We start from the raw sequence: 19,629 nt of genomic DNA on the forward strand, positions 1-19,629 counted from the left end.
GCACACAACGCAACAGAGCTCGATGCGGCGATCAACCTCGCCCTCCGCTACGACGACGTCGTGGTGATCGAGGAGTTCGTCTCGGGCCGCGAGGTCGAGGTGGCAGTGCTCGGCAACGAGCATCCCGAGACGTCGGTACCCGGCGAGATCCGCCCGGGCAGCGAGTTCTACGACTACGAGGACAAGTACGTCACCGGCGCAGCCAAGCTGGTGATCCCGGCACCGCTGAGTGAGGAGGCGACGCGCGAGGTCCGTGAGCTCGCCGCCGCGACATTCCTCGCGATGCGGTGTGCGGGCATGGCCCGCGTCGACTTCTTCTACGAGGAGTCCGGCCGCGGCTGGCTGCTCAACGAGGTCAACACGATCCCGGGATTCACCCCCGGCTCGATGTACCCGAAGCTCTGGGAGGCCAGCGGCATCGCGTATCCGGACCTGATCGACCGCCTGGTCACCCTCGCGCTGGAAGCGCACCGTCGGCGCGTCGGGTTCTCGACGGAGCACTGAGGGGCGGGTTACCGGCCCCGGGGCGCGGGGACTGCGCGGCGTCGACCAGGGTGCCTGCGACGGGCGGCGGTGCAGGGGGTGAGGGGCAGGCGGTTGCCGCGCAGAAACTAGGGGAAGGGCTCCTTCCCCGGGTTTCGTACCCTTCCCCGCGAAACTTCACGCGGGAACGTCGGGAACCAGGGGAAGAGCTCCTTCCCCGGGTTCCGCACCCTTCCCCGCGAAACTTCACGCGGAAACGTCGGGAACTAGGGGAAGGGCTCCTTCCGCGACTTTTTGCGCGCCCGCCTCCTGACCACAGACAGCGAAACACCCCCTCACCTGTGCAGATGAGGGGGTGTTCCTGGCGGTGGCGGAGGGATTTGAACCCTCGGTACGGGGTTACCGCACACAGCATTTCGAGTGCTGCACCTTCGGCCGCTCGGACACGCCACCGCGGAAGACTGTACCGCAGCTGGCGTCTGACACTAAATCAGCAGGTCAGCGGAGGGTGGCAGCTCGAAGCGCAACGCTCAGTGGCCGGTGAGCTTGTCCTTGATGTTCTCGACGCCGTCCTTGACCTTGTCGGCAACCTCAGAGACCTTCTGCTTGCCCTCGGCAACAGCCTGGTCGCCCTTGCCCTCGTCCTTGAGGTCGTCGTTGTTGGTCAGGCTGCCAACGGCTTCCTTGCCCCGACCCTTGAGCTCTTCTGCCTTGTTCTGAGCATCATCACTGGTTGCCATAGAACTCTCTCCTTCGCGTGTGCGAACCAGAGCGCGGTTTTCGCAGCTCCTGAAATCCACCGTACACATCATCGAAGTGGCAGTGACAGATCTGAATCCCTGGACTCAGAACTCTCTCACCGATCGGGATGGCGTCCGACGTGCAGGGACGCCGAAAAACGGAGCCAGGCTACCGTCTCAGTTTCCGAGCAGTTTGCCCTTGAACTCGTCGAACTTCTCTTTCGCTGTGTGCAAGGTCTCCTGCACCTTCTCGTTGTCGGCAAGCTCGCCCAGCTTCTCCTTGGCCGTGCCGACGGCATCCTGCACCTTCTCGCTCTCGGTGAACTCGGTGAACTTCTCCTTGGCCGTGCCGACGGCGTCCTGCACCTTCTCGTTCTCAGTGAACTCGGTGAACTTCCCCTTGACCGTCTCGACGGCCTCGTTGATCTTGTCGCTCGATTCAGACATGGTCTCGACTCCTCGCCATGCAGAGCCGGATGCTCCGCGCTCGATTACCAACCTGCCACAGCGGGTCGACGCTGTCTCTGGGTGAAGACCCTGAGTGCACAGATCGGGACGTAAGACCTCACGAATCGACACGCAGAGCGTCGACGATGGCCTCGAGGTTTCGTTCGAACCGCTGCTCACGGTCCCCGAAGAGGATCTTTCCAGCCTCGACAACGAGGGGGACGTCGTCGCCGAGCATCGCGGTCCGCTCCGCCAGCGAGTAGCGCGGCTCGCCGGACTGTAGCCGCTCCTGCTCTTCGATGACGAACCCGACGACGAAGGCGGTCACGAATTCGATTGCACGAACCGCCTTTTCGAGTGCAATCCCCGAGTCGACGATCTGCTCGAGCCACGGTTCCTGCGCGCGGAGCACGTCGGGGTCGGTCAGCCGCGTTCCGCTGAACGTCCGCGCACCGTCGCGATGCGCGAGGTACTCCCGACGGAGCACGCGCGCATAGGCCGCCACCGAGTCCGGCCACGCCTGCATCGGTTGATCGCGCAGTCGATTGATGACCCGACGCTGTATCTCGGTGCCCATCTCATCGAGCAGCGTCTGTTTGTTCTCGACATGCCAATAAAGCGCAGGCGCCTTCACCCCCAACCGCGTCGCCACCGCGCGAACTGTGACCGCGTCGATCCCCTTCTCGTCGAGTAGATCCAACGCTGCTTGCACGATGTCGGCGCGGGTCAACCCCTTGGCTCGTCCTGGCGGCACGGTTGACAGCTTAACAAAGTTAAGGGACGCTTGAGGCGTATCTGATTTAACTAAGTTAAGGAGAGCAGCCATGAGAGCAGCGATCATCAGCGAAGCCGGGCAGACACCAACGCGGGGAACATTCGACGAACCGCAGGTCAGCGAGGGAACCGAGCTCTTCGAACTCGTCGGCGCGGGTCTGCACCAGGTCGTTCGGTCACTCGCATCTGGGCGCCACTACGGCAGTTCCGGCGTCTATCCGCAGGTGCCGGGCATCGATGCGGTCGTCCGATGCGCCGACGGCTCGCTGCGGTACACAGGCCGTGTCGCGGCACCGTGGGGGACGATGGCCGAGCGGATGGCAGCGCAGGCCGGGTTCCCGGTCCCGGCCCACGCAGATCCCCTCGCGGTCGCCGCCGGGGTCAATCCCGCGGGTTCGGGATGGCTTCCGCTGCGCGCTCATCTCGATGCGCGCGGCGCGCTGGGCACGGTGCTGATCCTCGGCGCGACCGGGATGTCGGGTCGGCTCGCAGTACAGAGCGCGCGACTCCTCGGAGCCGAACGCATCATCGCGGCAGGACGTAATCAAGCAGTTCTGAGCACCCTGCAGGCACCCGACGTCGAGGTCGTCGGACTCGACGTCGACGACCCCACCGACGCACTGGCTGCGGCGATCTCCACGTCGACGCCCGATCTCGTCCTGGACTACGTCTGGGGCCCGGTCGCCGAAGCAGCGTTCGCGTCGCTGGGACGTCGGGGTCTGCACGACGACGACGCCCAGATCTCGTACGTGCAGATCGGTTCCCTTGCCGGCGCCGACGCCTCAGTTCCGTCGAGCCTGTTGCGCTCACGGAACATCACGGTCTCCGGTAGCGGAGCGGGATCGGTGACGGCAGCACAGCAGATGCGTTCGATCCCCGCGGTCATCGACGCGATCGCCTCGGGAGACCTTCAGGTGCCCTACGTCGGGTTTGGGATCGACGACATCGAGAAGGCGTGGTCGTACGCCGGACCCGAGCGGGTCGTCGTCACACTCTGACAGCGTCACAGCCTGACAGCACTGCGATGCGCGATCGGCGCCCGACGTGGGAGACGATCAGCCGTCGCGACGAGTGTCGAAGAAACCGATCATCAGCTCCCGACATTCCGTTTCGCGCACCCCACCACGCACCTGTGGCCGGTGCGTCAACCGCGGGTCACGCACCACGTCCCACAGCGACCCGACGGCACCTGTCTTCGGTTCCCACACCCCGAAGACCAGTGCGTCGACGCGGGACAGCGTGATCGCGCCCGCGCACATGGTGCACGGCTCGACGGTCACGGCGAGTGTGCAGCCGGGCAGTCTCCATCCGTCGCCGTAGGCGTGGGCAGCAGCGCGCAGGGCGAGGATCTCGGCATGGGCGGTCGGGTCGGCGTCGAGCTCGCGACGATTTCCGGCCCGCGCCAGTTCGACGCCCGCGGGATCGAAGACGACCGCACCGATCGGGACGTCGTCGGGTCCGGAGGATTCGACTGCCGCAGCAAGCGCTTCGCCGATCATCTGATCCCACACGACGGGCCCCCAGTCGACGTCGCGGTGTCGCTCCATGAATGCCCGTCCCGTCCGTCGGACGACTCAGTGACCCAGCGAGTCGAGCACCTTCGCCAATTCGTCGGCGAAACCGAGTCGAGCGGCGATCATCCCGATCTGCTCGTCGGCGTAGAGATCGGTGTCGCCCACGATCACCCCCATCACCGCGTCCGGTAATCCGAGGTCGGAGAGCACGCCCAGGTCGCCTTCCTCCCAGGGGTCGATGTCGTCGAGCTCGTCGTCGTCGAGGTCGGGGACGTCGACGTTGATGGCGTCGAGCACGTCGGCGGCGATGTCGTAGTCGATCGCGGCGGTCGCATCGGAGATCAACAGTCGGGCACCGCCCGGTGCGGGACGGACGACGATGAAGAACTCGTCGTCGATGTCGAGGAGTCCGAAGATGGCGCCTGCGGCGCGGAGTTCACGGAGTTGGGTCTCGGCGGCAGACAGATCGCTCAATGCAGAAGCGTCGAGTGCTTTGACTTTCCACACGGCGTCCTCGCGGACCACGGCTACCGCGAAGCCTTCGATGTCGTCGTTCGCTTGCTGCTTGTTGGAGCCCGAAACCCCAGCGCCGGCACCTGCCATGACGCTCACGGTAGTCCAGAAGTGACGCCCGCCCCAATCCCCTCCCGACTCCGACCGTCCGGCACCCTCACCACGGCGGCCGACGAGCCCGATGTGCGAATCTGGACGTTGTGACCGCAGACAGCCACGACAGCAGCTCGCAGACCAGTCCGGAATCGCAGACGCCCGCCGACGAACGTCGACCGGTCTGCATAGTCGGCCTCGGACTGATCGGCGGGTCGCTCATGCAGGCGCTGGCCGCGGCGGGGCGGGACGTCTACGGATACAACCGATCGACGACGACGGTCGACGCTGCGCTCGGCGCCGGATACGACGCCTCGACCGACCTGGTGTCGACGCTGCGCCGCGCAGCAGACGACGACGCGCTCATCGTGTTGGCCACGCCGGTCACCACGATCGATCCGCTGCTGAGTGCCGTCGCACAGACCGCGCCGGACTGCCTGCTCACCGACGTGATCAGCGTGAAGCAGGCGGTGGCCGAAAAGGTCTCGCGCCTGCATCCGCATGCGCGCTACGTCGGCGGGCACCCGATGGCCGGAACGAGCCGCTCAGGATGGACAGCCTGCAATCCGACCCTGTTCGGTGATGCGATGTGGATGGTCACCACCGAGGATCACACCGATCCCGCCGACTGGACCACTGTCGCGCGACTCGCGCTCGAGGTGTCCGCCGTCGTGGTGCCCGCAGCACCCGACGCACACGATCGGGCCGTCGCGGCGATCTCCCACGTTCCGCACCTACTGGCAGCAGACACCGCGGCTGTCGGCGCGGGAGAGAGCAACCTCGCGCTGCGTCTCGCAGCGGGCAGCTTTCGGGACGGGACACGGGTGGCCGCGACCGAGCCCGCTTTGCAGCGGGCGATGATCGAGGCGAACGACGTGGCAGTCCTCAATGCGCTCAGCGAGGCGATCGACCGGCTGACCCAGGCACGCGACGAGCTACGCGACTCGGGAAGCGTCGCAGCCCTGATCGACGACGGCCACCGCGCTCGCATGGCCTACGAGGAGATGGCTGCACGCGGTCGGGAGCCGATCGTCGGAGTCACCGTCGGCGCGCACGGCTGGGCGTCGGAGATGCGGAGACAGGCGCACGAGGGCAGGGTCTGGCTGGGTTGACCACCGAGCCCGCGGTGGTTTCGACGGTCACAGCCAGCCGCCGCTCATCGAGCAGGCCGCCACCGAAGCGAGCAGCCGTGCCGACATCACACCCGTTCGGCGAGTCCGGAGTAGTTCACGACGAAACCGTTCTCGTCGACGGTGATCTTCGCCGTGGCGACCGGCGAGACGACGTCGATGCCGTCGGGCCCAGACGTATAGTGCATCCGCGCGGGCTTCACGTCGCCTTCGGGCAGGTAGACGTAGGCCACCGGGATGTCGATGTCGGTCGGCTCAGTGCGCATTCCGAATCGACGGATGGGCAGCGCGTTGAACATCGGCGACATGGCGAGGTCGACGTCTTGCGCGCCGTCGAAGTCGCTGCGGATCGTGTCTCCGTCGGTGCGCACGAGCCACAGGTTCTCGTCGTCGTGGGAGAGACCGAGCTGGCTCTCGCCGCTCTCCCGAAGCAGATGGATCGAGAGTCGTTTGGTCACTCCGACCTCGTTGGTGATCAGCTCGTAGGAGGCGGAGAACGCCTCACTCTCGTCCGTGGCGGCCGCGATGATCCGACCGTATGCCTTGATACGAAGCCCGGACACGTGCATGCGCACCTGCTCGAGCCGATCGACTCCGACACCGCGCCAGGTGATCATCGTCTTGTACTCCCGCACGGGAGCGGTGTCGACCGCTCCGCCGCTCGACGCGGCGTCGTGGTCGGGGGCTGGGGTTGTACTCACGCGTCTACGGTAGCGATCGAGCGGCCCGGGCACACATCGGACGGCGGTCTCCACCACTTCGTTACGGTCACGCGCGGCATGTCGCGGTTCGACGAGTGGACTCGGGACCCACACGATCGGTCGACACGGTCTGCCCGTCGACTCGGATCTCACACGACGCAGAGCTGTTCACCCCGGCGAGAACCAGCAGGCGCAACGGCGCCGACCCGGCGGTGAACTCGAGATGCCACGTCGGAGGCGGGGTGAACTCGCTGCGCAATCCGACGTCGTCGACGTAGAGGATGGTGCCGCTGCCCTCGATGGTCGCGTCGTAGGTCACCGCTCGCCCCGTCGTGTCGCTGTCGCGCGGTGCTCCGGTGGCGCCCGGCGGTGGCATCGGGTTGCCCGGCTGTTGCTGTCCGTTCGGGATGTCGGGTGAGGTGGGGTCGACGATCGTCAGCGTGGTGGGGGCGTCCTGCGACTGCGCGCTGGATTGGCGAACCAGCGAGAACCCGTAGAAGACGAGCCCGACGACGACCGCGGCGACCAGCGCGAACACCAACCCGACGCCGAACCTGCCTGGCGACTGCGGCTGACGCCGCTGCTCGTCTGGCGCGGCGTCGTCGAATGGCGCGTCCGGGGGCACCGGCGGAGCCGTGCCGTCTCCCGGGTAGTGCATGCCGGCGGGATCGTTCGTCGATTGGGGCCACTCGGCCCGCGAAGTCTGCGTCGTCGAAGGCTGTCGTTGGTCTGGCCGGAAGAGCGGCGTTCCATCGGGGGCGAATCCGAGCGGCGGGTAGAGCCCGGGCATCAGCGGTGCGCGATAGAGGTCTTCGGGCCGCGGCCCCGCCTCCTGCTGTCCCATGCCCTACTCCTGTCTCGCCGACGGTGCGGCCAGCATCACGGCCGTCCCGATTCCGACGATACGGACCGACGCAGACAAGCGACGACCGACCACGGGCATTACCCCAGGTCGGCCGTCGCGTCGAACGCCGTTGTTCGACGTCTCTGCGGTGTGAGCGTCAGCCTGCGGTGTGCGGGTCAGACAGTGTTCTGTACGGGCATGAACTTGAAACGTCCGTCCTCGAAGAGCAGCGGGTAGAGCAGCCCTCCGATGATCCCGCCGACGAGTGGCGCAACCCAGAACACCCAGAGCTGGCCGGGCGCCCCGTTGCCGTTGAAGAATGCGACACCTGTCGAACGTGCGGGGTTGACCGACGTGTTGGAGATCGGGATCGAAATGAGGTGGATGAGGGTCAGCGTTAAGCCGATTGCCAAGGCTCCCATCCCCTTTGGGGCACGGACGTCGGTCGCGCCGAGTACGACTATCAGGAAGAACGCCGTCAGCAGGATCTCCGCGACGATCACCGCGGCGAGTGTGTAGTGGCCGGGACTGTGCTCGGCATACCCGTTGGCCGCCATGTTCCCTTCGCGTGTCCAGCCCGGCTTGCCGGTTGCGATCCCCCACAGCGCCAGACCCGCAAGCAGACCGCCGACGATCTGCGCGACCCAGTACCCCGGGAGGTCACGCCACGGTGTCCGACCGCCCACGCACGCGCCAAGGGTGATGGCAGGATTGAAGTGGGCGCCGGAGATGTGTCCGAGGGCATACGCCATGGTGACCACGGTGAGACCGAAGGCGAGCGCGACGCCGAGATACCCGACGCCGACCTGAATCCTGGTGCCGGTGTCGTCTCCGACGGCAACTTCTTTCGCTGCGAAGATGGCGGTACCGCAACCGCCGAACACGAGCCAGAACGTACCGAACAACTCGGCAGTGATCTTCGCGATGGGTGAGGGCATGGAGTTCCTTCCGTCGTGCGATTCGCGGGGGTTCGAATGTCACATCAGAAACTTGTGCAACTTCAGCAAACACCATTCATCGCCGAGAAACAGCCCTTCGATTCGGAACAGTGACCTCGGCGAGACCGGGCGCAGACCTCCGCGCGGACCCTCTGACTGTGCAATCCACCCCGGGCGACGGCTCCTTCCGCGGGTTTCTTCCCCTTCCCCGCGAAGCAACACGCGGAAACGTCGGAAACTAGGGGAAGAGGCCTTTCCCCTGGTTTTTTCCGCTCCGCTCACGCACAACAAGACACCCCGCTACCTGAGCGAACAGATAGCGGGGTGTCTGCGAAGTGCGCCCGTAGGGATTCGAACCCCAAACCTTCTGATCCGTAGTCAGATGCTCTATCCGTTGAGCTACGGGCGCGTGCGTTATTCAGTTCTCCGCGGTCGAGGCGACTGCGGTGGCGGAGGCGAGAGGATTTGAACCTCCGGTCCCGTTTTAGCGAGACAACTCATTAGCAGTGAGTCCCATTCGGCCGCTCTGGCACGCCTCCTTGGCGGAGTCCTTTCGAACTGCCGAGTGGAAAGGTTACACACGGTGAGTAGTCCGAAGCAAACCGCGAGCTCGCAGAAGCGACGACCTGCACGAATGGCCTTCCGACGACGACACTCCACTCCGATCCTCGACGCTCCGCGCGCTCGCCACCGGAGTCGATTTCGGTCGAGGAAGACCCGCGTCCTACATTTGACGTGTGAGTTTCCGCCTTCGCCTCCATCTCGAAGAACTGCCTGTCTACGTGCCCGGTGCGACGTTCCCCGGTGCCATCAAGCTCGCGAGCAATGAGGTGACGTTCGGGCCGCTCCCCAGCGTCCAGCGGGCGATCGTCGATTCGCTCGGAACCATCAACCGCTATCCCGACAACGGCATGGTCGAGCTGACGGCGTCGCTCGCGAAGCGGTACGGCGTGACCGAGGACGAGATCCAGGTCGGCTGCGGCTCGGTCAGCTTGTGCCAGAACCTCGTGACCGTCACCTGCGAGCCCGGCGACGAGGTGTTGTTCGGCTGGAGGTCGTTCGAGACCTACCCACTGGCGACGCGGCTCGTCGGCGCGGTGCCGGTGCAGATTCCGCTGACCGACGAACTCAGCTACGACCTGCCCGCGATGGCCGACGCGATCACGGACCGCACGCGCCTGATCTTCGTCTGCAACCCCAATAATCCGACGGGGACCATCGTCGACGCCGATAGCCTGCGCACCTTCTTGGCGAAGGTTCCCGCCGACGTGATCGTCGCGCTCGACGAGGCGTACTTCGAGTACGTCCGACCGACGGAGACTCAGGCGTACGACGCGATCGAATTGCATCGCCAGTTCCCGAATCTTGTTGTGCTACGGACCTTCTCGAAGGCGTACGGTCTGGCCGGGCTGCGTGTCGGGTATGCGATCGCACACCCCGAGCTCATCACCGCGCTCGGCAAGGCCCACGTGCCGTTCTCGGTCAACTCCGTGGCGCAGGCCGCAGCCGTTGCCAGCCTCGACGCCGACGACGAGTTGCTCGCACGCACCGAGGCGATCGTCGGGGAGCGCACCAGGGTCGCAGACCGATTGCGCGCCATGGGTTACCACGTCCCGCAGAGCCAGGCCAATTTCGTCTGGATCGAACTCGGTGATTCGACACCCGATTTCGCCGACGCCGCGCGCGATGCCGGTGTGATCATCCGGCCGTTCGCTGGTGACGGGGTGCGTGTGACCGTCACTGAACCCGACGAGAACGACGCCTTCCTGGCCTTCGCAGCGGGCTGGGCCGACGCACAGTCGACCGCCTAGCACGCACAGCCGCCGGCACGAGGCGCACACTCGGCGGCACGTGGCGCTCAGTCGACCGCCTAGCGCGCACAGTCGCCGACACGAGGCGCACAGTCGACGGCACAGAACGCACACTCGGCGGCGCGTGGCGCACTCTCAACGGCACAGGACGCACGGTCGGCGCAGAAGAGCGCCCGGGCGGAGGTCAGTACAGCCCGCGGGAGACCGTCCGCCACGCGGCGGGTAGGTCCTGTTCCCAGTAGGCCCAGGTGTGTGTGCCGATCAGCCGGAAGCCGTCGGTATACGGAACGTTGTTGGCGCGCATCGTCGCGGCGAATTCGAGCGAGCAGCGGTAGGCGCCCAGTTCGAGAGCCGACGACGACGCCGTCACAGCTTCCGGTGGGCCCTCGTCGGGCTCGATGCGCCGCTGCAGGTCGAGCGGGCCGATGGCGCCTGAACCGGCGGACAGGAAGATGTTCTTGCCGCGTAGTGCATCGAGATGCTTGGCGGGATCGTGCGCGTCCCAGCCGGCAGAGCCGAACGGCCCCCACATGTTGGTCGCATCGCCGCCGTCACGTCCGACGGTCGTGCGCACATAGGCCTCGTTGGCCGGTCCCGAGACCGGCGGGCAGCCCGACAGCGAGGCGAGTCCGCTGTAGACCGACGGGTGTCGGATGGTGAGTGCGAACGCCGCCTGCCCGCCCATCGACAGACCGATCACAGCGTTGCGGCCGTTGCCGTCGAACCGCTTGTCGATCAGCGGAGGCAGCTCCTTGGCGAGGAACGTCTCCCACATGGGTTGTCCCACTTTGGGATCGCGCTTCTGCCAGTCGGTGTAGAAGCTGCCCTTACCCCCGGTCGGCAGCACGACGTTGACGTTCTTGCCAGCGAAGAAGCGGCCGGCGTGGCCCTTGGTGATCCAGTCGCTGACGTCACCTTCGGCGCCGGCGCCGTCGAGCATGTACACCGTAGGACGCGGGCCCGCCGAGTCTGCGGGGGTCAGGACCGACAGCTTGATCTTGGTCTTCATCGCTGGCGAGGTGACCCAGATGTCGGTGCGCAGCGGTCCGAGTTTCTGGGTTTTCGCTATCTTCGCGACGGGGACCGGTGCGGCATCAGCCGCGGCGGGAACTCCCGCGAGCAAGCCGGCGAATCCGACGAAAGCGGTCGCGAGCACCGTCGAGCGTCGGACCACCGATCCGGTGTCTCTCGTACGTCGACGCACTCCTGCGATCATGCAACGCACACCCATGCACGCTCTCCTCGAATTACCTTCACGCACACGGAACCCATCGGATCGTGCACTCATCGACCACGCCCACGGCGCGTTGTCAGCTTCTCGACGGCCTGCATCGGCGAGTTCCCCTCTCGCCGCGACCGGTGTCGATCACAGGGTACGTGCCGAGCACGGCGCGCGACATCCCCGAATCACGATCTTGCGTCGTCGACATAAGGTTGTTATTCGTGACGACACCAAAGGATCCGGACAGGTCGGCGAAGTCAGCAGGTGACGGCGCTCTCGGTGCCCGAGACTTCGCTTTTGTCGCGCAGGTCCCCGTGCGATGGTCGGACATGGATGCGTTTGGTCACATCAACCACGCACGGATGGTGACGCTCATGGAAGAGGCCAGGATCCAGTGGTTGGTGATGGCAACCGATTCGGCTGCGGACGCCGACACCCCTTCGGAGTCTCAGGCCGAGCTGATCAAGAGCGCGATGATCGTGCACGTCGAGATCCGGTACCAGAGCCAGCTCCGCCACGACGATTCACCACTGCGAATCGGCATGTGGATCAAAGGTTTTCGCTCGGTCGACTTCACCATCGGCTACGAGGTCCGCAGCGCCCGTGCACCGGACGATTCAAAACCCGCCTGCGTGGCGAGCACCCAGATGGCCGTCGTCGACGTCGAGGCGCACTCCCTGCGGCGGCTCACAGCCGTCGAGAAGGATCACCTGCGCGCTTGGTCACGCGCCGGTTGAGCTGCCGAGGATACGGGTTTCCACGCCCGCCGGTCAGGACGGCTCGTAGCGCGCGGGGAGTTCGCGCGGCACCGCAGGCGAGATCCGGGCGATGTTGCCGTCGAGTACGTCGCGATAGATGCGCAACTGCTCCTCACCGCTACGCACCTGCTCGCTCAGGCGCTTGGCGTTGTCGACGGAGATCTCCCTGTCGCCCGACCTGGCGATGAGCGCGTCGATGCGATCGTCGATCGTCGCCGCCCTGTTGTATTCGGAGAGGATCTGCAACTCGATGGCGGCCGACTCGACCACGTGCGCGACGTCGCCGATCGCCTGCACACGATCGATCAGTTCGGTCCACACGGGCCGCAACGCCGTTTCACGACGATCGATCTGGGCGGCGAACGCGGCGTCGAATCCGCCGTTGCGCTTGGCGCGGTCGAGGTCGATCCTGACCGAACGCAGCGCGATGACGTCGGCGACGATCTCCGCGAGCTCGGCGTGGAGGTTGACCTGCGTGCGCTGTACCGCGAAGTGATCCGACCGCCAGGCAGGGTTGCGCATGATGCGGTCGTAGTAGTGCGCCGCGAGGAACATCAACGTCTCGTAGCCGTCGACGAAGTTCGCGGTGCCCGTCAGCGGAGTTGTCGACGCAGCCCGCACCGAGACCGCCGCCGGGTCGGTGGCTGCGACCCGGCTGGCCCACTCCCCGGCTTGTGGATATCCCGACCGCGCGGCCACCTGTCCGACGACGCCTGCGATGCGCTCGACAGCCGCCGTCCCGGCCCTGCGCATGGGGTTCGACGTGTTCACATTCGGGGTCGGCGTGCAGAGCAGCCCGGCGAACAGCCGCTCGCGTTCCTCGATCTCGAGGTACACGTTCTCTCGGCGTTCCCGTCGGATGGCGCGAGTGCTCCCGGCGAACACGCCCTTCGCCGTCACGATCAGCTTGCGGGCGTCGTCACGGCGACGCAGCAGCCCGTTGAGGCGTCCGCGCATCAACGTGGCGACCATGCCCGGGACCATGGGGGCCTCGAGTTGGCTCTCCAGCTGGGCAATGGCGCGCTGCAGTCGGCGCAGCTCACCGAAACCCGCAGGTAGCGTCGGCACCGGAAGGCCGGAAGAGATGCGGCGGACCAGGATCGCACGGCCGGCCGGGGTCAGATATCCGGAGGCCACGAGCAGCGCTGCGGTATCGGAGAGTTCGGGACGTTCGCCCGCTATCGCCGACCGATCGCACCACGCGCGGATCTGCGCACTGCTGTCGCCACCTTGCTGGGCCGAACGCTTGTCGATCATCGTTGCAACGCCTTCGATTCAGGACTGTCTGGCGAGCGGGATGTTCTCGGCACTCCCCTCGCCCGGAGCACAACGACGATTCTACCTGCGCAATTCGTGTGGTCTGGGCGTCAGAGCGCGCCACAGCGGACGGGTTACGCGGTGCAACAACCAGGCGATCGGAATGCTGATCGCCGTCGTCGCCGCGAACACCACCACCACGTTTCCCGTGAACACGTGATAGTCCAGCAGGTCCATGACGACCTCGAGCACGAGTACGTGGACGCAGAAGAACTCGTACGAGATCTCGCCGAGCCACACAACAGGTCGGCTGCCACACAGCCGAGTCCAGACCGACGACTGATCCGTGGCGGTGAGTGGTCCCACCATGCCGACCGCGATCACGAGGTAGAGCAGGTGCTTGACGATTGTCGCCGATGCCGTACTCGGCGTGATCGTCGGCTCCCCGGCCAGCGGCAGGCCCGACACGACGAATGCGAGCGCCGCGGCGCCGAGCCACCACCAGGTGTTCCACTTCCGGAGCAACGGCGCGCACACCGCGAGAACCATGCCTGCGACGAACCAGCCGAGAAAGGCAGGCGCCCACAGCCGGGCCGTGGGATCCGCGTCGGGGTTGCCGTCGACGAGGACCGCCCACACCGGACTGACCAGACCGGCGACGAGTAGACCACCGATAAGCAGGTCAGGCCGCCAGCGGCGTCGCGACACCACGACGATCAACAGCCATGCGATCAGCGGGAGCAGCAGATAGAACACCACTTCCGCTGCGAGACTCCACATCTGGGTGAGTCCGGCATGTAGATGTCCGACGCCGTAGACCTGTGTCAGGGTCATGTTGCGCCAGAAGCCCGACCAGCCTGTGCCTGTCACCACCGCCTCACCGCCCGGTGAGTACCAGCCGTACACGAGGTAGACGGTGATCACCGTGATCCAGTACGCGGGCAGGATGCGTCGTGCGCGATGCCAGAAGTAGCGCCGACTCGACGGCAACTCCTGCTTCTGTCGAAGGGGACGTATCCACTCCGAGAACAGCAGGAATCCCGACAGCACGAAGAACACGGCGACGCCGACCTCGAATCGTGAGAACAGTCGCCCCACGTAGTCGTCGGTGTAGTGGCCGGTCCAGAACGCCGCATGGGTGAGACACACCGCGCCGGCCGCGAATGCACGCACGCCGGTGAGCGACGGGATGCGGTGGGCCATGGGCCGATCCTGCCAGGCCGGGTGCGCGAGGCGGCGTCGAGGACCGCGGCCGCGTGGCAGGATGACGCCATGGGCGACGAACAGATCACCGGCCAGATCTGGCGACACGGCGAGAAGGTCGACGGGTTCTCGCTCGCGTCGATCTCCGATCGCATCGGCGAGTCCGACACGCTCGTCTGGGCCGACCTGCAGTGCCCGAGCCACGAAACGCTCGGATCACTGGCCACCGAACTCGGTCTCAACTCGTTCGCCATCGAGGACACGATCTCCGCGGCCGAGCGCGTCAAGACGGTGAGCTACAGCGACCACACGTTCATCATGGTGTACGCGATAGAGATGAAAGCACGTGCGCTGCAGGCGAAACGTCAGCCCGACGACGACTCCGACGACGCGCCGCCGCCGACATCGGGCACCATCGAAGGGAGAAAACAGGACAGGCGGGCGAACTCGTTCACACTGCATCGCATCTCGATCTTCATCAAGGACAACGCGCTGATCACCGTGCGGATGCATCCGGACGACGGGATCAAGACCGTGGTGGAGCGCTGCGACGACACACACGCGGCGTCGTTCGGTGTCAGTGGACTGCTCTACGTGCTGCTCGACGTCGTGGTGGACGGCCACTTCAACGCTGTGCAGGTGCTCGATGACCAGATCGAAGAGCTCGAGGACTTTCTGTTCGACGACTCCGTTCCCAACGTGCAGTTACAGCGGCGCACCTACGACCTGCGCAAGGATCTCGTCGTGCTGCGGCGAGTGGTGCTTCCGATGCGCGACGTGGTCGGCACCATCCAGCGACACCGCTACCAGGATCGCGACGAACACGCGAAAGAACTCGACCCCAACTACTCCGACCTCTACGACCATGTGCTGCGTGCCGCCGAATGGACCGAGTCGTTACGCGACATGCTCAGCAGCGCGTTCGAGACCAACCTCTCGCTGATGGACGCCAGGCTCAATACCGTGATGAAGAAGCTGACGGCGTGGGCGGCGATCATCGCGGTGCCCACACTGATCACCGGTTACTACGGGCAGAATGTGCTCTTCCCCGGATACAACTCGTCGTGGGGTGTCGCCGTCAGCGCGATCCTCATCGTCGGGTCCGTGATCGTGCTCTACATCAACTTCCGCAAACGCGATTGGCTCTAGGCCGGTCGACCTCGCGCGACACGCTCGAATTGGATCTCGAAACCTCTTGTCCCGTATTGTTTTCGAACGTGCTCTCCAGAACTGTCGATGCTCTCGTGACCGAAACCACTGCCACCGCGTGTGTGTGGTGCTCCTCCACCGAAGACGTCGCGGACTTCCGTGACGAACCGCGCTGCAGCAAGTGCCGCGATCTGGAAGAAACCATCACCGAAGCTCGCAAGTTTCTCGGGTTCTACGGCCTACGACCGCTCGGCGGATCTGTCGAATGCGACGACGAGGAGGAGCGTGAGCACCGCGTCGGCGCCCGCGACGCCTACGCGGAACTGAACCGGATTCGCACCAGCACGCCAGTCGCGCGGCCCAAGCGGTCGACGTCGGCACGGAAGGCCACCGCCGGATCGGTCAGCGCGAGCACCCCCAAGCCTGTGGGCGCCAAGGCCTCGCGCACCACCAGCAGTCCGGCGCGCCAGACCGACGTCTCGCGCCCCGATCGGGACGAACTCGTCAGCAGGGCCGAAGCATTGCTCGACGAGTTGACCGACATCGACGCCCGTCTCACACAGGCCGAGCGCGAGGGCGGACTGTCGGCGAAGGCACGCGTGGCCGACCTGACCTCGCGACGGTCCTACGTGCTGCGGACGCTCGCCGCCCTGGAGAAGGCCCAACGGGCCATGGCTTCGGCCTGACATTCGCTCGTGTACGTACACAACTCGGTCGTGAGCGCAAGGGCATCGAAATAATCTCCTCGGCGATGCGCTGAGGGTCGAGTTGTGTACGCACACCGAGCGCGACGCTGCGCCCCTGCCAGCAAAGCCCGCAGGTCGCCCCGATCGATCATGTCTGCTGATCGATCGCGTCGACAATCACGCCCCGCACTCCGGGGTTCCGGCAGACGACGCGCCGCACCACGTCAACGGGCCTCCGGTGCTGCCGAGACCGTTGGTCAGCAGGGTCGCACCGCCGTTGCACCGGTCGAGAGTTCTCCGGTGACGGTCTTTCCGGAGTACAGACCGTCGACACCGTCGCCTGTCTTCGAGATCTGTGAGCCGAGGGTCATGCTGATCTCGTTCTGCTTCGGGCTCCACCAGGTGACGGTCCACGTCTCGACGTCGACGGCGCCTGAGCCCATGACAAGGGTGCCGGTCAGATCCGACGTCAGTTCGAGATGACTCGCGTGCCGCGTCCACGTCCCGAAGAACACCGATGCGTCCACCCCGCGCTCACCGGTGGGCGCTGGTGCGGCGGTGACTGGGCGGCCCTCTACACGCGGGAGACTCTGCTCGGTTTCGGGTATCCCCGCATCGTCAGCTGCCCCGGAATCGGCGGTCGACGCCCCGCTCGGCTGTAGGTGAGACGACGGTGCCGTCTTCGTGACGACGACCGACGGTGTCGACGTGGCGGCCGACGACGCGTCGTCGTTCGCATGGCAGCCCGCCAGCGCGAGCACCGTTGCGGCGGCGGCCAAAGTCGTTGCAGTCCAGCGGTATCGCATGATGACTCCTTCGTCGGGGCTGTCGGACGACCAAGCCCTCATGCTTGGCTATTCGACCCGCACCCCCGCACGGTTACCGCCCTCGACCGCGCGAATGACGCGCACACGTAAAACCAGCTCGCACGTCCGCGCGCCTGCCCCGTACCGTTTCGACATGCCCGTCGTCGGTTCACGTACACGCGATCTGCCCGCGCCACCGTCGGTCGTGTTCGGCGACCTCGTCGCTCCGAACCGTCCGCCCACCCGACCATGGCTTCTGCTGCTCGACGACGAGGTTCCGCCCCGCGTTCTCCGCACTGACGAGTTCACGTACGTCAGCTGGTCGTCTTTGTGGATTCGACGGCCCGACGCGGTTCTCGAGATCGAACTCGCCGAGCGCAGGGGCGGAACCAGCCTTCACTGGACGCTCACCACCGACGACCCGGTACCCGACGACAGCCTGACCGGACATCTACGCAAGCGCACCAATCACGTGTTCTTCGCCGACCTGCGGTTCAGCTATGGCGCGTGACCTGAGCCATGCCCCGCGGGCGGCCGGACGCACTGCACCCAGTTGGCCAGCAGAACGACGTGGCAGACGGTAGCCACGAGCAGTCCCAGCGATGTCTGGTGCTCTGCGGTCTGATCCGACCAGTAGCCCAGGATCGAAATCGGGGTGCCGACAGCACTTGTCGCCGCCGCGAGCCAGCACGCTCCGAAGCGTCGTAGACGAACCGCCACCAGCGAAAACACCACGGCGGCAACGCCGAAGGCCTCGGCCAGTGCGGAGAGCGGCGTAGACGCCCCTGTGAAGGCTGTGACGATGCTCATGCATGTCAAGACCAGCATCGCCACCCAGATCACGAGAACCGAACGTCTGCGCAGGGGGACTTCGGCGAGCACTCTGCGCTCGATCTTGCGCAGCGAACTCGCCAATGTGGGGTCCAGTTCGGGTCGCGGCACCTTTCTCCGATCGTCGAGCACGACGTCCAGTGTCCTCCGACGCACCGAAAGTGCGACCGCTCGGGTCATGGCGGTAGTCGAGCCCTGGACACATACAACTGATTGGTTGTACGTTTAGAACGTGATCGCCACCACAGAGGATCAGGCAGACGCCTTCTTCCACGCCCTCGCCGACCGGACGAGGCGTGACATCATGCGCCGAGTCCTGACCGAGGAGCATTCGGTGTCGACATTGGCGGCCGGATACGACATGAGTTTTGCTGCCGTCCAGAAGCATGTCGCCGTGCTCGAGCAGGCTGGACTGCTGACCAAGCGGCGCCACGGCCGTGAACAGTTGGCGTCGGGCGAGGTGACTGCGGTGCACGCGGTGGCACAGTTGCTCACCGACCTGGAGCAGGTCTGGCGCAGCCGTATCGACCGGATCGACGAACTGATCGCCGCGGACTCGCCGCACCCGAGAATCAATCAGGAGAAGTGAACATGCCCGTTATCGACGTCACCAAGAATCTGGACGACCTATCCCTCACCATCACAGCTGAGTTCGCGGCTCCCGTCGAACGGGTCTGGCGGATCTACGCAGACCCACGTCAACTCGAAAAGATCTGGGGGGCGACCGGAGTATCCCGCCACGTTCGTCGACCACGAACTATCACCGGGCGGTCGTGTCACCTACTACATGACCGGGCCCGAGGGCGAGAAGTACGCGGGTTACTGGCTCGTCGATTCCGTCGACAAACCGAACAGCTTCACGTTCCGCGACGGTTTTGCCACGGAGGACTTCACTCCCATCGAGTCACTCCCGTTGTCGCACAACGCGTATTCCTTCGTCGAGAAGGACGGACGAACCGTAGCAACCTACGTGAGCACCTACGAAACCCTCGAGGCACTCGAGAAGGTCATCGAGATGGGAGCCGAAGAGGGAGCTACCCAGTCGATCAACCAGATCGACGCATTCCTGGCGATCTGAACCGGCCGACTCAGCGGATGCGGGTCATCACGAACTTTCCGATGACCCGGTTTCCCTGGTACTGCGCACCGGCATATCCGTTGCGCGTCTTGTGCATCTTCAGTCCGTTGCCCTTGCCCATGTCGACGTACTCGTACCCGCCAACGCTGATGATCGGGTATCCACGAACTCCAGGGCCGGGACTGAACCGATGATTGCTGACCGTGGCATCCCCGCACCACGGAACCGGCACACGGAAGCCTTGGAACTCGGTGTTGCAGTAGCGATACTTCCCGGGATTCACGTCCGCGTGAGCGGCTCCGCCGCCCACCAGGACGCCCGCGGCTGCCGCTCCAGCGATCAACGCACTCGCCATCAGTCTCCTCACAGGCTGGAATTGTGCCAGACGTCGCGGGCCTGACACAGGAGGCATCGAGTCTCGTGCAGCAACGGCGGGGGCGACACAGCGGATTCGAGACAGGCTGACCCACGGATTGTGCGCCTCCTCAGCTTCTATCGAGAACTGATACTCCTGATAGCGATGATCGCGACTCCTATTGGCGCAAGCACATACGCGGCCACATGTGAGACACCAACCCGGTCGGTGAGCCCATCTCCTACAGATGCGATAAAAACAATCACAAATATCACCAGGTAGACGATTTCAAGTAT

The 19,629-nt window shown here is 65.3% G+C and carries 23 protein-coding genes, 3 tRNA genes and 1 pseudogene; 10 read left to right on the top strand and 17 right to left on the bottom strand.

Features of this window, described 5'->3' with window-relative positions; genetic code table 11:
* On the top strand, nt 1-504 hold a 504-nt coding region (locus tag GOOTI_RS00005; RefSeq protein ID WP_007236497.1), incomplete at its 5' end, for a D-alanine--D-alanine ligase.
* Between the two features lie 341 nt (nt 505-845).
* On the opposite strand, the gene GOOTI_RS00010 is transcribed toward GOOTI_RS00005, so the two are convergent.
* From GOOTI_RS00010 to GOOTI_RS00025, 4 genes are all read right to left on the bottom strand, one after another.
* A tRNA-Ser gene (locus GOOTI_RS00010) sits at nt 846-936 on the bottom strand.
* 77 nt (nt 937-1,013) lie between these two features.
* Entirely contained in the window at nt 1,014-1,223 is a 210-nt protein-coding gene (locus GOOTI_RS00015; protein ID WP_005178602.1) for a CsbD family protein, read from the bottom strand.
* A gap of 177 nt (nt 1,224-1,400) precedes the next feature.
* Complete coding sequence (locus tag GOOTI_RS00020; RefSeq protein ID WP_007236498.1) at nt 1,401-1,670, bottom strand: hypothetical protein; 270 nt, start codon at nt 1,668-1,670, stop codon at nt 1,401-1,403.
* A gap of 118 nt (nt 1,671-1,788) precedes the next feature.
* The gene (locus tag GOOTI_RS00025; RefSeq protein WP_039992987.1) at nt 1,789-2,424 is read right to left on the bottom strand and encodes a TetR/AcrR family transcriptional regulator C-terminal domain-containing protein; all 636 of its coding nucleotides are present in this window, start codon (nt 2,422-2,424) and stop codon (nt 1,789-1,791) included.
* 70 nt (nt 2,425-2,494) lie between these two features.
* On the opposite strand from GOOTI_RS00025, the gene GOOTI_RS00030 reads away from it, so the two are divergent.
* On the top strand, nt 2,495-3,442 hold the full coding sequence (locus tag GOOTI_RS00030) for a zinc-binding alcohol dehydrogenase family protein (protein ID WP_007236500.1): 948 nt from the start codon (nt 2,495-2,497) through the stop codon (nt 3,440-3,442).
* 57 nt (nt 3,443-3,499) lie between these two features.
* Here GOOTI_RS00030 and GOOTI_RS00035 read toward each other — a convergent pair whose 3' ends face one another.
* Both GOOTI_RS00035 and GOOTI_RS00040 read right to left on the bottom strand, forming a co-directional pair.
* On the bottom strand, nt 3,500-3,991 hold the full coding sequence (locus GOOTI_RS00035) for a nucleoside deaminase (protein WP_007236501.1): 492 nt from the start codon (nt 3,989-3,991) through the stop codon (nt 3,500-3,502).
* A gap of 27 nt (nt 3,992-4,018) precedes the next feature.
* Nucleotides 4,019-4,561: a tRNA adenosine deaminase-associated protein gene (locus GOOTI_RS00040; protein WP_039992988.1), complete on the bottom strand. Its 543-nt coding sequence runs from the start codon at nt 4,559-4,561 to the stop codon at nt 4,019-4,021.
* Between the two features lie 110 nt (nt 4,562-4,671).
* Between GOOTI_RS00040 and GOOTI_RS00045 the strand changes: the two genes are divergently transcribed.
* Nucleotides 4,672-5,676: a prephenate dehydrogenase gene (locus GOOTI_RS00045; RefSeq protein WP_007236503.1), complete on the top strand. Its 1,005-nt coding sequence runs from the start codon at nt 4,672-4,674 to the stop codon at nt 5,674-5,676.
* 86 nt (nt 5,677-5,762) lie between these two features.
* On the opposite strand, the gene GOOTI_RS00050 is transcribed toward GOOTI_RS00045, so the two are convergent.
* The 5 genes from GOOTI_RS00050 to GOOTI_RS00070 form a co-directional block, all read right to left on the bottom strand.
* Nucleotides 5,763-6,311, bottom strand: a complete 549-nt coding sequence (locus tag GOOTI_RS00050; RefSeq protein ID WP_039992991.1) for a putative glycolipid-binding domain-containing protein — start codon at nt 6,309-6,311, stop codon at nt 5,763-5,765.
* Nucleotides 6,312-6,462: 151 nt separating this feature from the next.
* Nucleotides 6,463-7,239, bottom strand: a complete 777-nt coding sequence (locus GOOTI_RS00055; RefSeq protein WP_007236505.1) for a hypothetical protein — start codon at nt 7,237-7,239, stop codon at nt 6,463-6,465.
* 176 nt (nt 7,240-7,415) lie between these two features.
* A complete protein-coding gene (gene aqpZ / locus GOOTI_RS00060; RefSeq protein WP_007236506.1) occupies nt 7,416-8,177 on the bottom strand; it encodes an aquaporin Z in 762 nt (253 codons plus the stop codon).
* A gap of 336 nt (nt 8,178-8,513) precedes the next feature.
* Nucleotides 8,514-8,586: transfer RNA gene (locus GOOTI_RS00065), tRNA-Arg, on the bottom strand.
* Between the two features lie 38 nt (nt 8,587-8,624).
* A tRNA-Ser gene (locus GOOTI_RS00070) sits at nt 8,625-8,716 on the bottom strand.
* Nucleotides 8,717-8,914: 198 nt separating this feature from the next.
* Here GOOTI_RS00070 and hisC point away from each other — a divergent pair.
* Nucleotides 8,915-9,988, top strand: coding sequence for a histidinol-phosphate transaminase (hisC, locus tag GOOTI_RS00075; RefSeq protein WP_007236507.1), 1,074 nt, complete (start codon nt 8,915-8,917; stop codon nt 9,986-9,988).
* A gap of 184 nt (nt 9,989-10,172) precedes the next feature.
* On the opposite strand, the gene GOOTI_RS00080 is transcribed toward hisC, so the two are convergent.
* Nucleotides 10,173-11,219 (bottom strand): alpha/beta hydrolase, encoded by a 1,047-nt coding sequence (locus GOOTI_RS00080; protein ID WP_007236508.1) that lies wholly within the window; start codon nt 11,217-11,219, stop codon nt 10,173-10,175.
* A 212-nt stretch (nt 11,220-11,431) separates the two neighbouring features.
* Here GOOTI_RS00080 and GOOTI_RS00085 point away from each other — a divergent pair, with 212 nt between their 5' ends.
* Nucleotides 11,432-11,947: an acyl-CoA thioesterase gene (locus tag GOOTI_RS00085; RefSeq protein ID WP_007236509.1), complete on the top strand. Its 516-nt coding sequence runs from the start codon at nt 11,432-11,434 to the stop codon at nt 11,945-11,947.
* 33 nt (nt 11,948-11,980) lie between these two features.
* Here the strand turns inward: GOOTI_RS00085 and GOOTI_RS00090 are convergent, their stop codons facing one another.
* Together GOOTI_RS00090 and GOOTI_RS00095 are read right to left on the bottom strand one after the other, a co-directional pair.
* Nucleotides 11,981-13,225 carry a hypothetical protein gene (locus tag GOOTI_RS00090; protein ID WP_007236510.1) on the bottom strand — a complete coding sequence of 415 codons (1,245 nt, stop codon included), beginning with the start codon at nt 13,223-13,225 and terminating at the stop codon, nt 11,981-11,983.
* An 81-nt stretch (nt 13,226-13,306) separates the two neighbouring features.
* Nucleotides 13,307-14,428, bottom strand: coding sequence for an acyltransferase family protein (locus GOOTI_RS00095; RefSeq protein ID WP_007236511.1), 1,122 nt, complete (start codon nt 14,426-14,428; stop codon nt 13,307-13,309).
* A gap of 69 nt (nt 14,429-14,497) precedes the next feature.
* Here GOOTI_RS00095 and GOOTI_RS00100 point away from each other — a divergent pair, with 69 nt between their 5' ends.
* Nucleotides 14,498-15,577 carry a magnesium transporter CorA family protein gene (locus tag GOOTI_RS00100; RefSeq protein ID WP_007236512.1) on the top strand — a complete coding sequence of 360 codons (1,080 nt, stop codon included), beginning with the start codon at nt 14,498-14,500 and terminating at the stop codon, nt 15,575-15,577.
* A 95-nt stretch (nt 15,578-15,672) separates the two neighbouring features.
* Nucleotides 15,673-16,263: a hypothetical protein gene (locus tag GOOTI_RS00105; protein WP_039992989.1), complete on the top strand. Its 591-nt coding sequence runs from the start codon at nt 15,673-15,675 to the stop codon at nt 16,261-16,263.
* A 257-nt stretch (nt 16,264-16,520) separates the two neighbouring features.
* Here the strand turns inward: GOOTI_RS00105 and GOOTI_RS00110 are convergent, their stop codons facing one another.
* On the bottom strand, nt 16,521-17,069 hold the full coding sequence (locus tag GOOTI_RS00110; RefSeq protein WP_039992990.1) for a hypothetical protein: 549 nt from the start codon (nt 17,067-17,069) through the stop codon (nt 16,521-16,523).
* A gap of 154 nt (nt 17,070-17,223) precedes the next feature.
* Here GOOTI_RS00110 and GOOTI_RS00115 point away from each other — a divergent pair, with 154 nt between their 5' ends.
* The gene (locus tag GOOTI_RS00115) at nt 17,224-17,580 is read left to right on the top strand and encodes a hypothetical protein (protein WP_039992993.1); all 357 of its coding nucleotides are present in this window, start codon (nt 17,224-17,226) and stop codon (nt 17,578-17,580) included.
* Here the strand turns inward: GOOTI_RS00115 and GOOTI_RS00120 are convergent.
* Nucleotides 17,568-18,080 (bottom strand): Rv2732c family membrane protein, encoded by a 513-nt coding sequence (locus tag GOOTI_RS00120; protein WP_233425380.1) that lies wholly within the window; start codon nt 18,078-18,080, stop codon nt 17,568-17,570. The two genes, GOOTI_RS00115 and GOOTI_RS00120, sit on opposite strands and share 13 nt — an antisense overlap.
* 52 nt (nt 18,081-18,132) lie before the next feature.
* Here GOOTI_RS00120 and GOOTI_RS00125 point away from each other — a divergent pair, with 52 nt between their 5' ends.
* Together GOOTI_RS00125 and GOOTI_RS00130 are read left to right on the top strand one after the other, a co-directional pair.
* A complete protein-coding gene (locus GOOTI_RS00125; protein ID WP_007236517.1) occupies nt 18,133-18,489 on the top strand; it encodes an ArsR/SmtB family transcription factor in 357 nt (118 codons plus the stop codon).
* A gap of 2 nt (nt 18,490-18,491) precedes the next feature.
* Nucleotides 18,492-18,978 (top strand): annotated as a pseudogene (locus GOOTI_RS00130) (SRPBCC family protein).
* 10 nt (nt 18,979-18,988) lie between these two features.
* Here GOOTI_RS00130 and GOOTI_RS00135 read toward each other — a convergent pair.
* Nucleotides 18,989-19,333 (bottom strand): hypothetical protein, encoded by a 345-nt coding sequence (locus GOOTI_RS00135; RefSeq protein WP_007236519.1) that lies wholly within the window; start codon nt 19,331-19,333, stop codon nt 18,989-18,991.
* Nucleotides 19,334-19,629 lie beyond the last annotated feature (296 nt).

The sequence above is a fragment of the Gordonia otitidis NBRC 100426 genome (assembly GCF_000248075.1).
GTDB classification, from domain to species: Bacteria; Actinomycetota; Actinomycetes; order Mycobacteriales; family Mycobacteriaceae; genus Gordonia; species Gordonia otitidis.

What these genes read in the sequence shown, in the direction of transcription:
- GOOTI_RS00015 (WP_005178602.1), bottom strand. Translation starts at nt 1,223, where the DNA reads ATGGCAACCAGTGATGATGCTCAGAACAAGGCAGAAGAGCTCAAGGGT.
- GOOTI_RS00020 (WP_007236498.1), bottom strand. Translation starts at nt 1,670, where the DNA reads ATGTCTGAATCGAGCGACAAGATCAACGAGGCCGTCGAGACGGTCAAG.
- GOOTI_RS00030 (WP_007236500.1), top strand. Translation starts at nt 2,495, where the DNA reads ATGAGAGCAGCGATCATCAGCGAAGCCGGGCAGACACCAACGCGGGGA.
- GOOTI_RS00035 (WP_007236501.1), bottom strand. Translation starts at nt 3,991, where the DNA reads ATGGAGCGACACCGCGACGTCGACTGGGGGCCCGTCGTGTGGGATCAG.
- GOOTI_RS00040 (WP_039992988.1), bottom strand. Translation starts at nt 4,561, where the DNA reads ATGGCAGGTGCCGGCGCTGGGGTTTCGGGCTCCAACAAGCAGCAAGCG.
- GOOTI_RS00050 (WP_039992991.1), bottom strand. Translation starts at nt 6,311, where the DNA reads ATGATCACCTGGCGCGGTGTCGGAGTCGATCGGCTCGAGCAGGTGCGC.
- GOOTI_RS00055 (WP_007236505.1), bottom strand. Translation starts at nt 7,239, where the DNA reads ATGGGACAGCAGGAGGCGGGGCCGCGGCCCGAAGACCTCTATCGCGCA.
- aqpZ (WP_007236506.1), bottom strand. Translation starts at nt 8,177, where the DNA reads ATGCCCTCACCCATCGCGAAGATCACTGCCGAGTTGTTCGGTACGTTC.
- GOOTI_RS00080 (WP_007236508.1), bottom strand. Translation starts at nt 11,219, where the DNA reads ATGGGTGTGCGTTGCATGATCGCAGGAGTGCGTCGACGTACGAGAGAC.
- GOOTI_RS00090 (WP_007236510.1), bottom strand. Translation starts at nt 13,225, where the DNA reads ATGATCGACAAGCGTTCGGCCCAGCAAGGTGGCGACAGCAGTGCGCAG.
- GOOTI_RS00095 (WP_007236511.1), bottom strand. Translation starts at nt 14,428, where the DNA reads ATGGCCCACCGCATCCCGTCGCTCACCGGCGTGCGTGCATTCGCGGCC.
- GOOTI_RS00100 (WP_007236512.1), top strand. Translation starts at nt 14,498, where the DNA reads ATGGGCGACGAACAGATCACCGGCCAGATCTGGCGACACGGCGAGAAG.
- GOOTI_RS00110 (WP_039992990.1), bottom strand. Translation starts at nt 17,069, where the DNA reads ATGCGATACCGCTGGACTGCAACGACTTTGGCCGCCGCCGCAACGGTG.
- GOOTI_RS00115 (WP_039992993.1), top strand. Translation starts at nt 17,224, where the DNA reads ATGCCCGTCGTCGGTTCACGTACACGCGATCTGCCCGCGCCACCGTCG.
- GOOTI_RS00120 (WP_233425380.1), bottom strand. Translation starts at nt 18,080, where the DNA reads ATGACCCGAGCGGTCGCACTTTCGGTGCGTCGGAGGACACTGGACGTC.
- GOOTI_RS00135 (WP_007236519.1), bottom strand. Translation starts at nt 19,333, where the DNA reads ATGGCGAGTGCGTTGATCGCTGGAGCGGCAGCCGCGGGCGTCCTGGTG.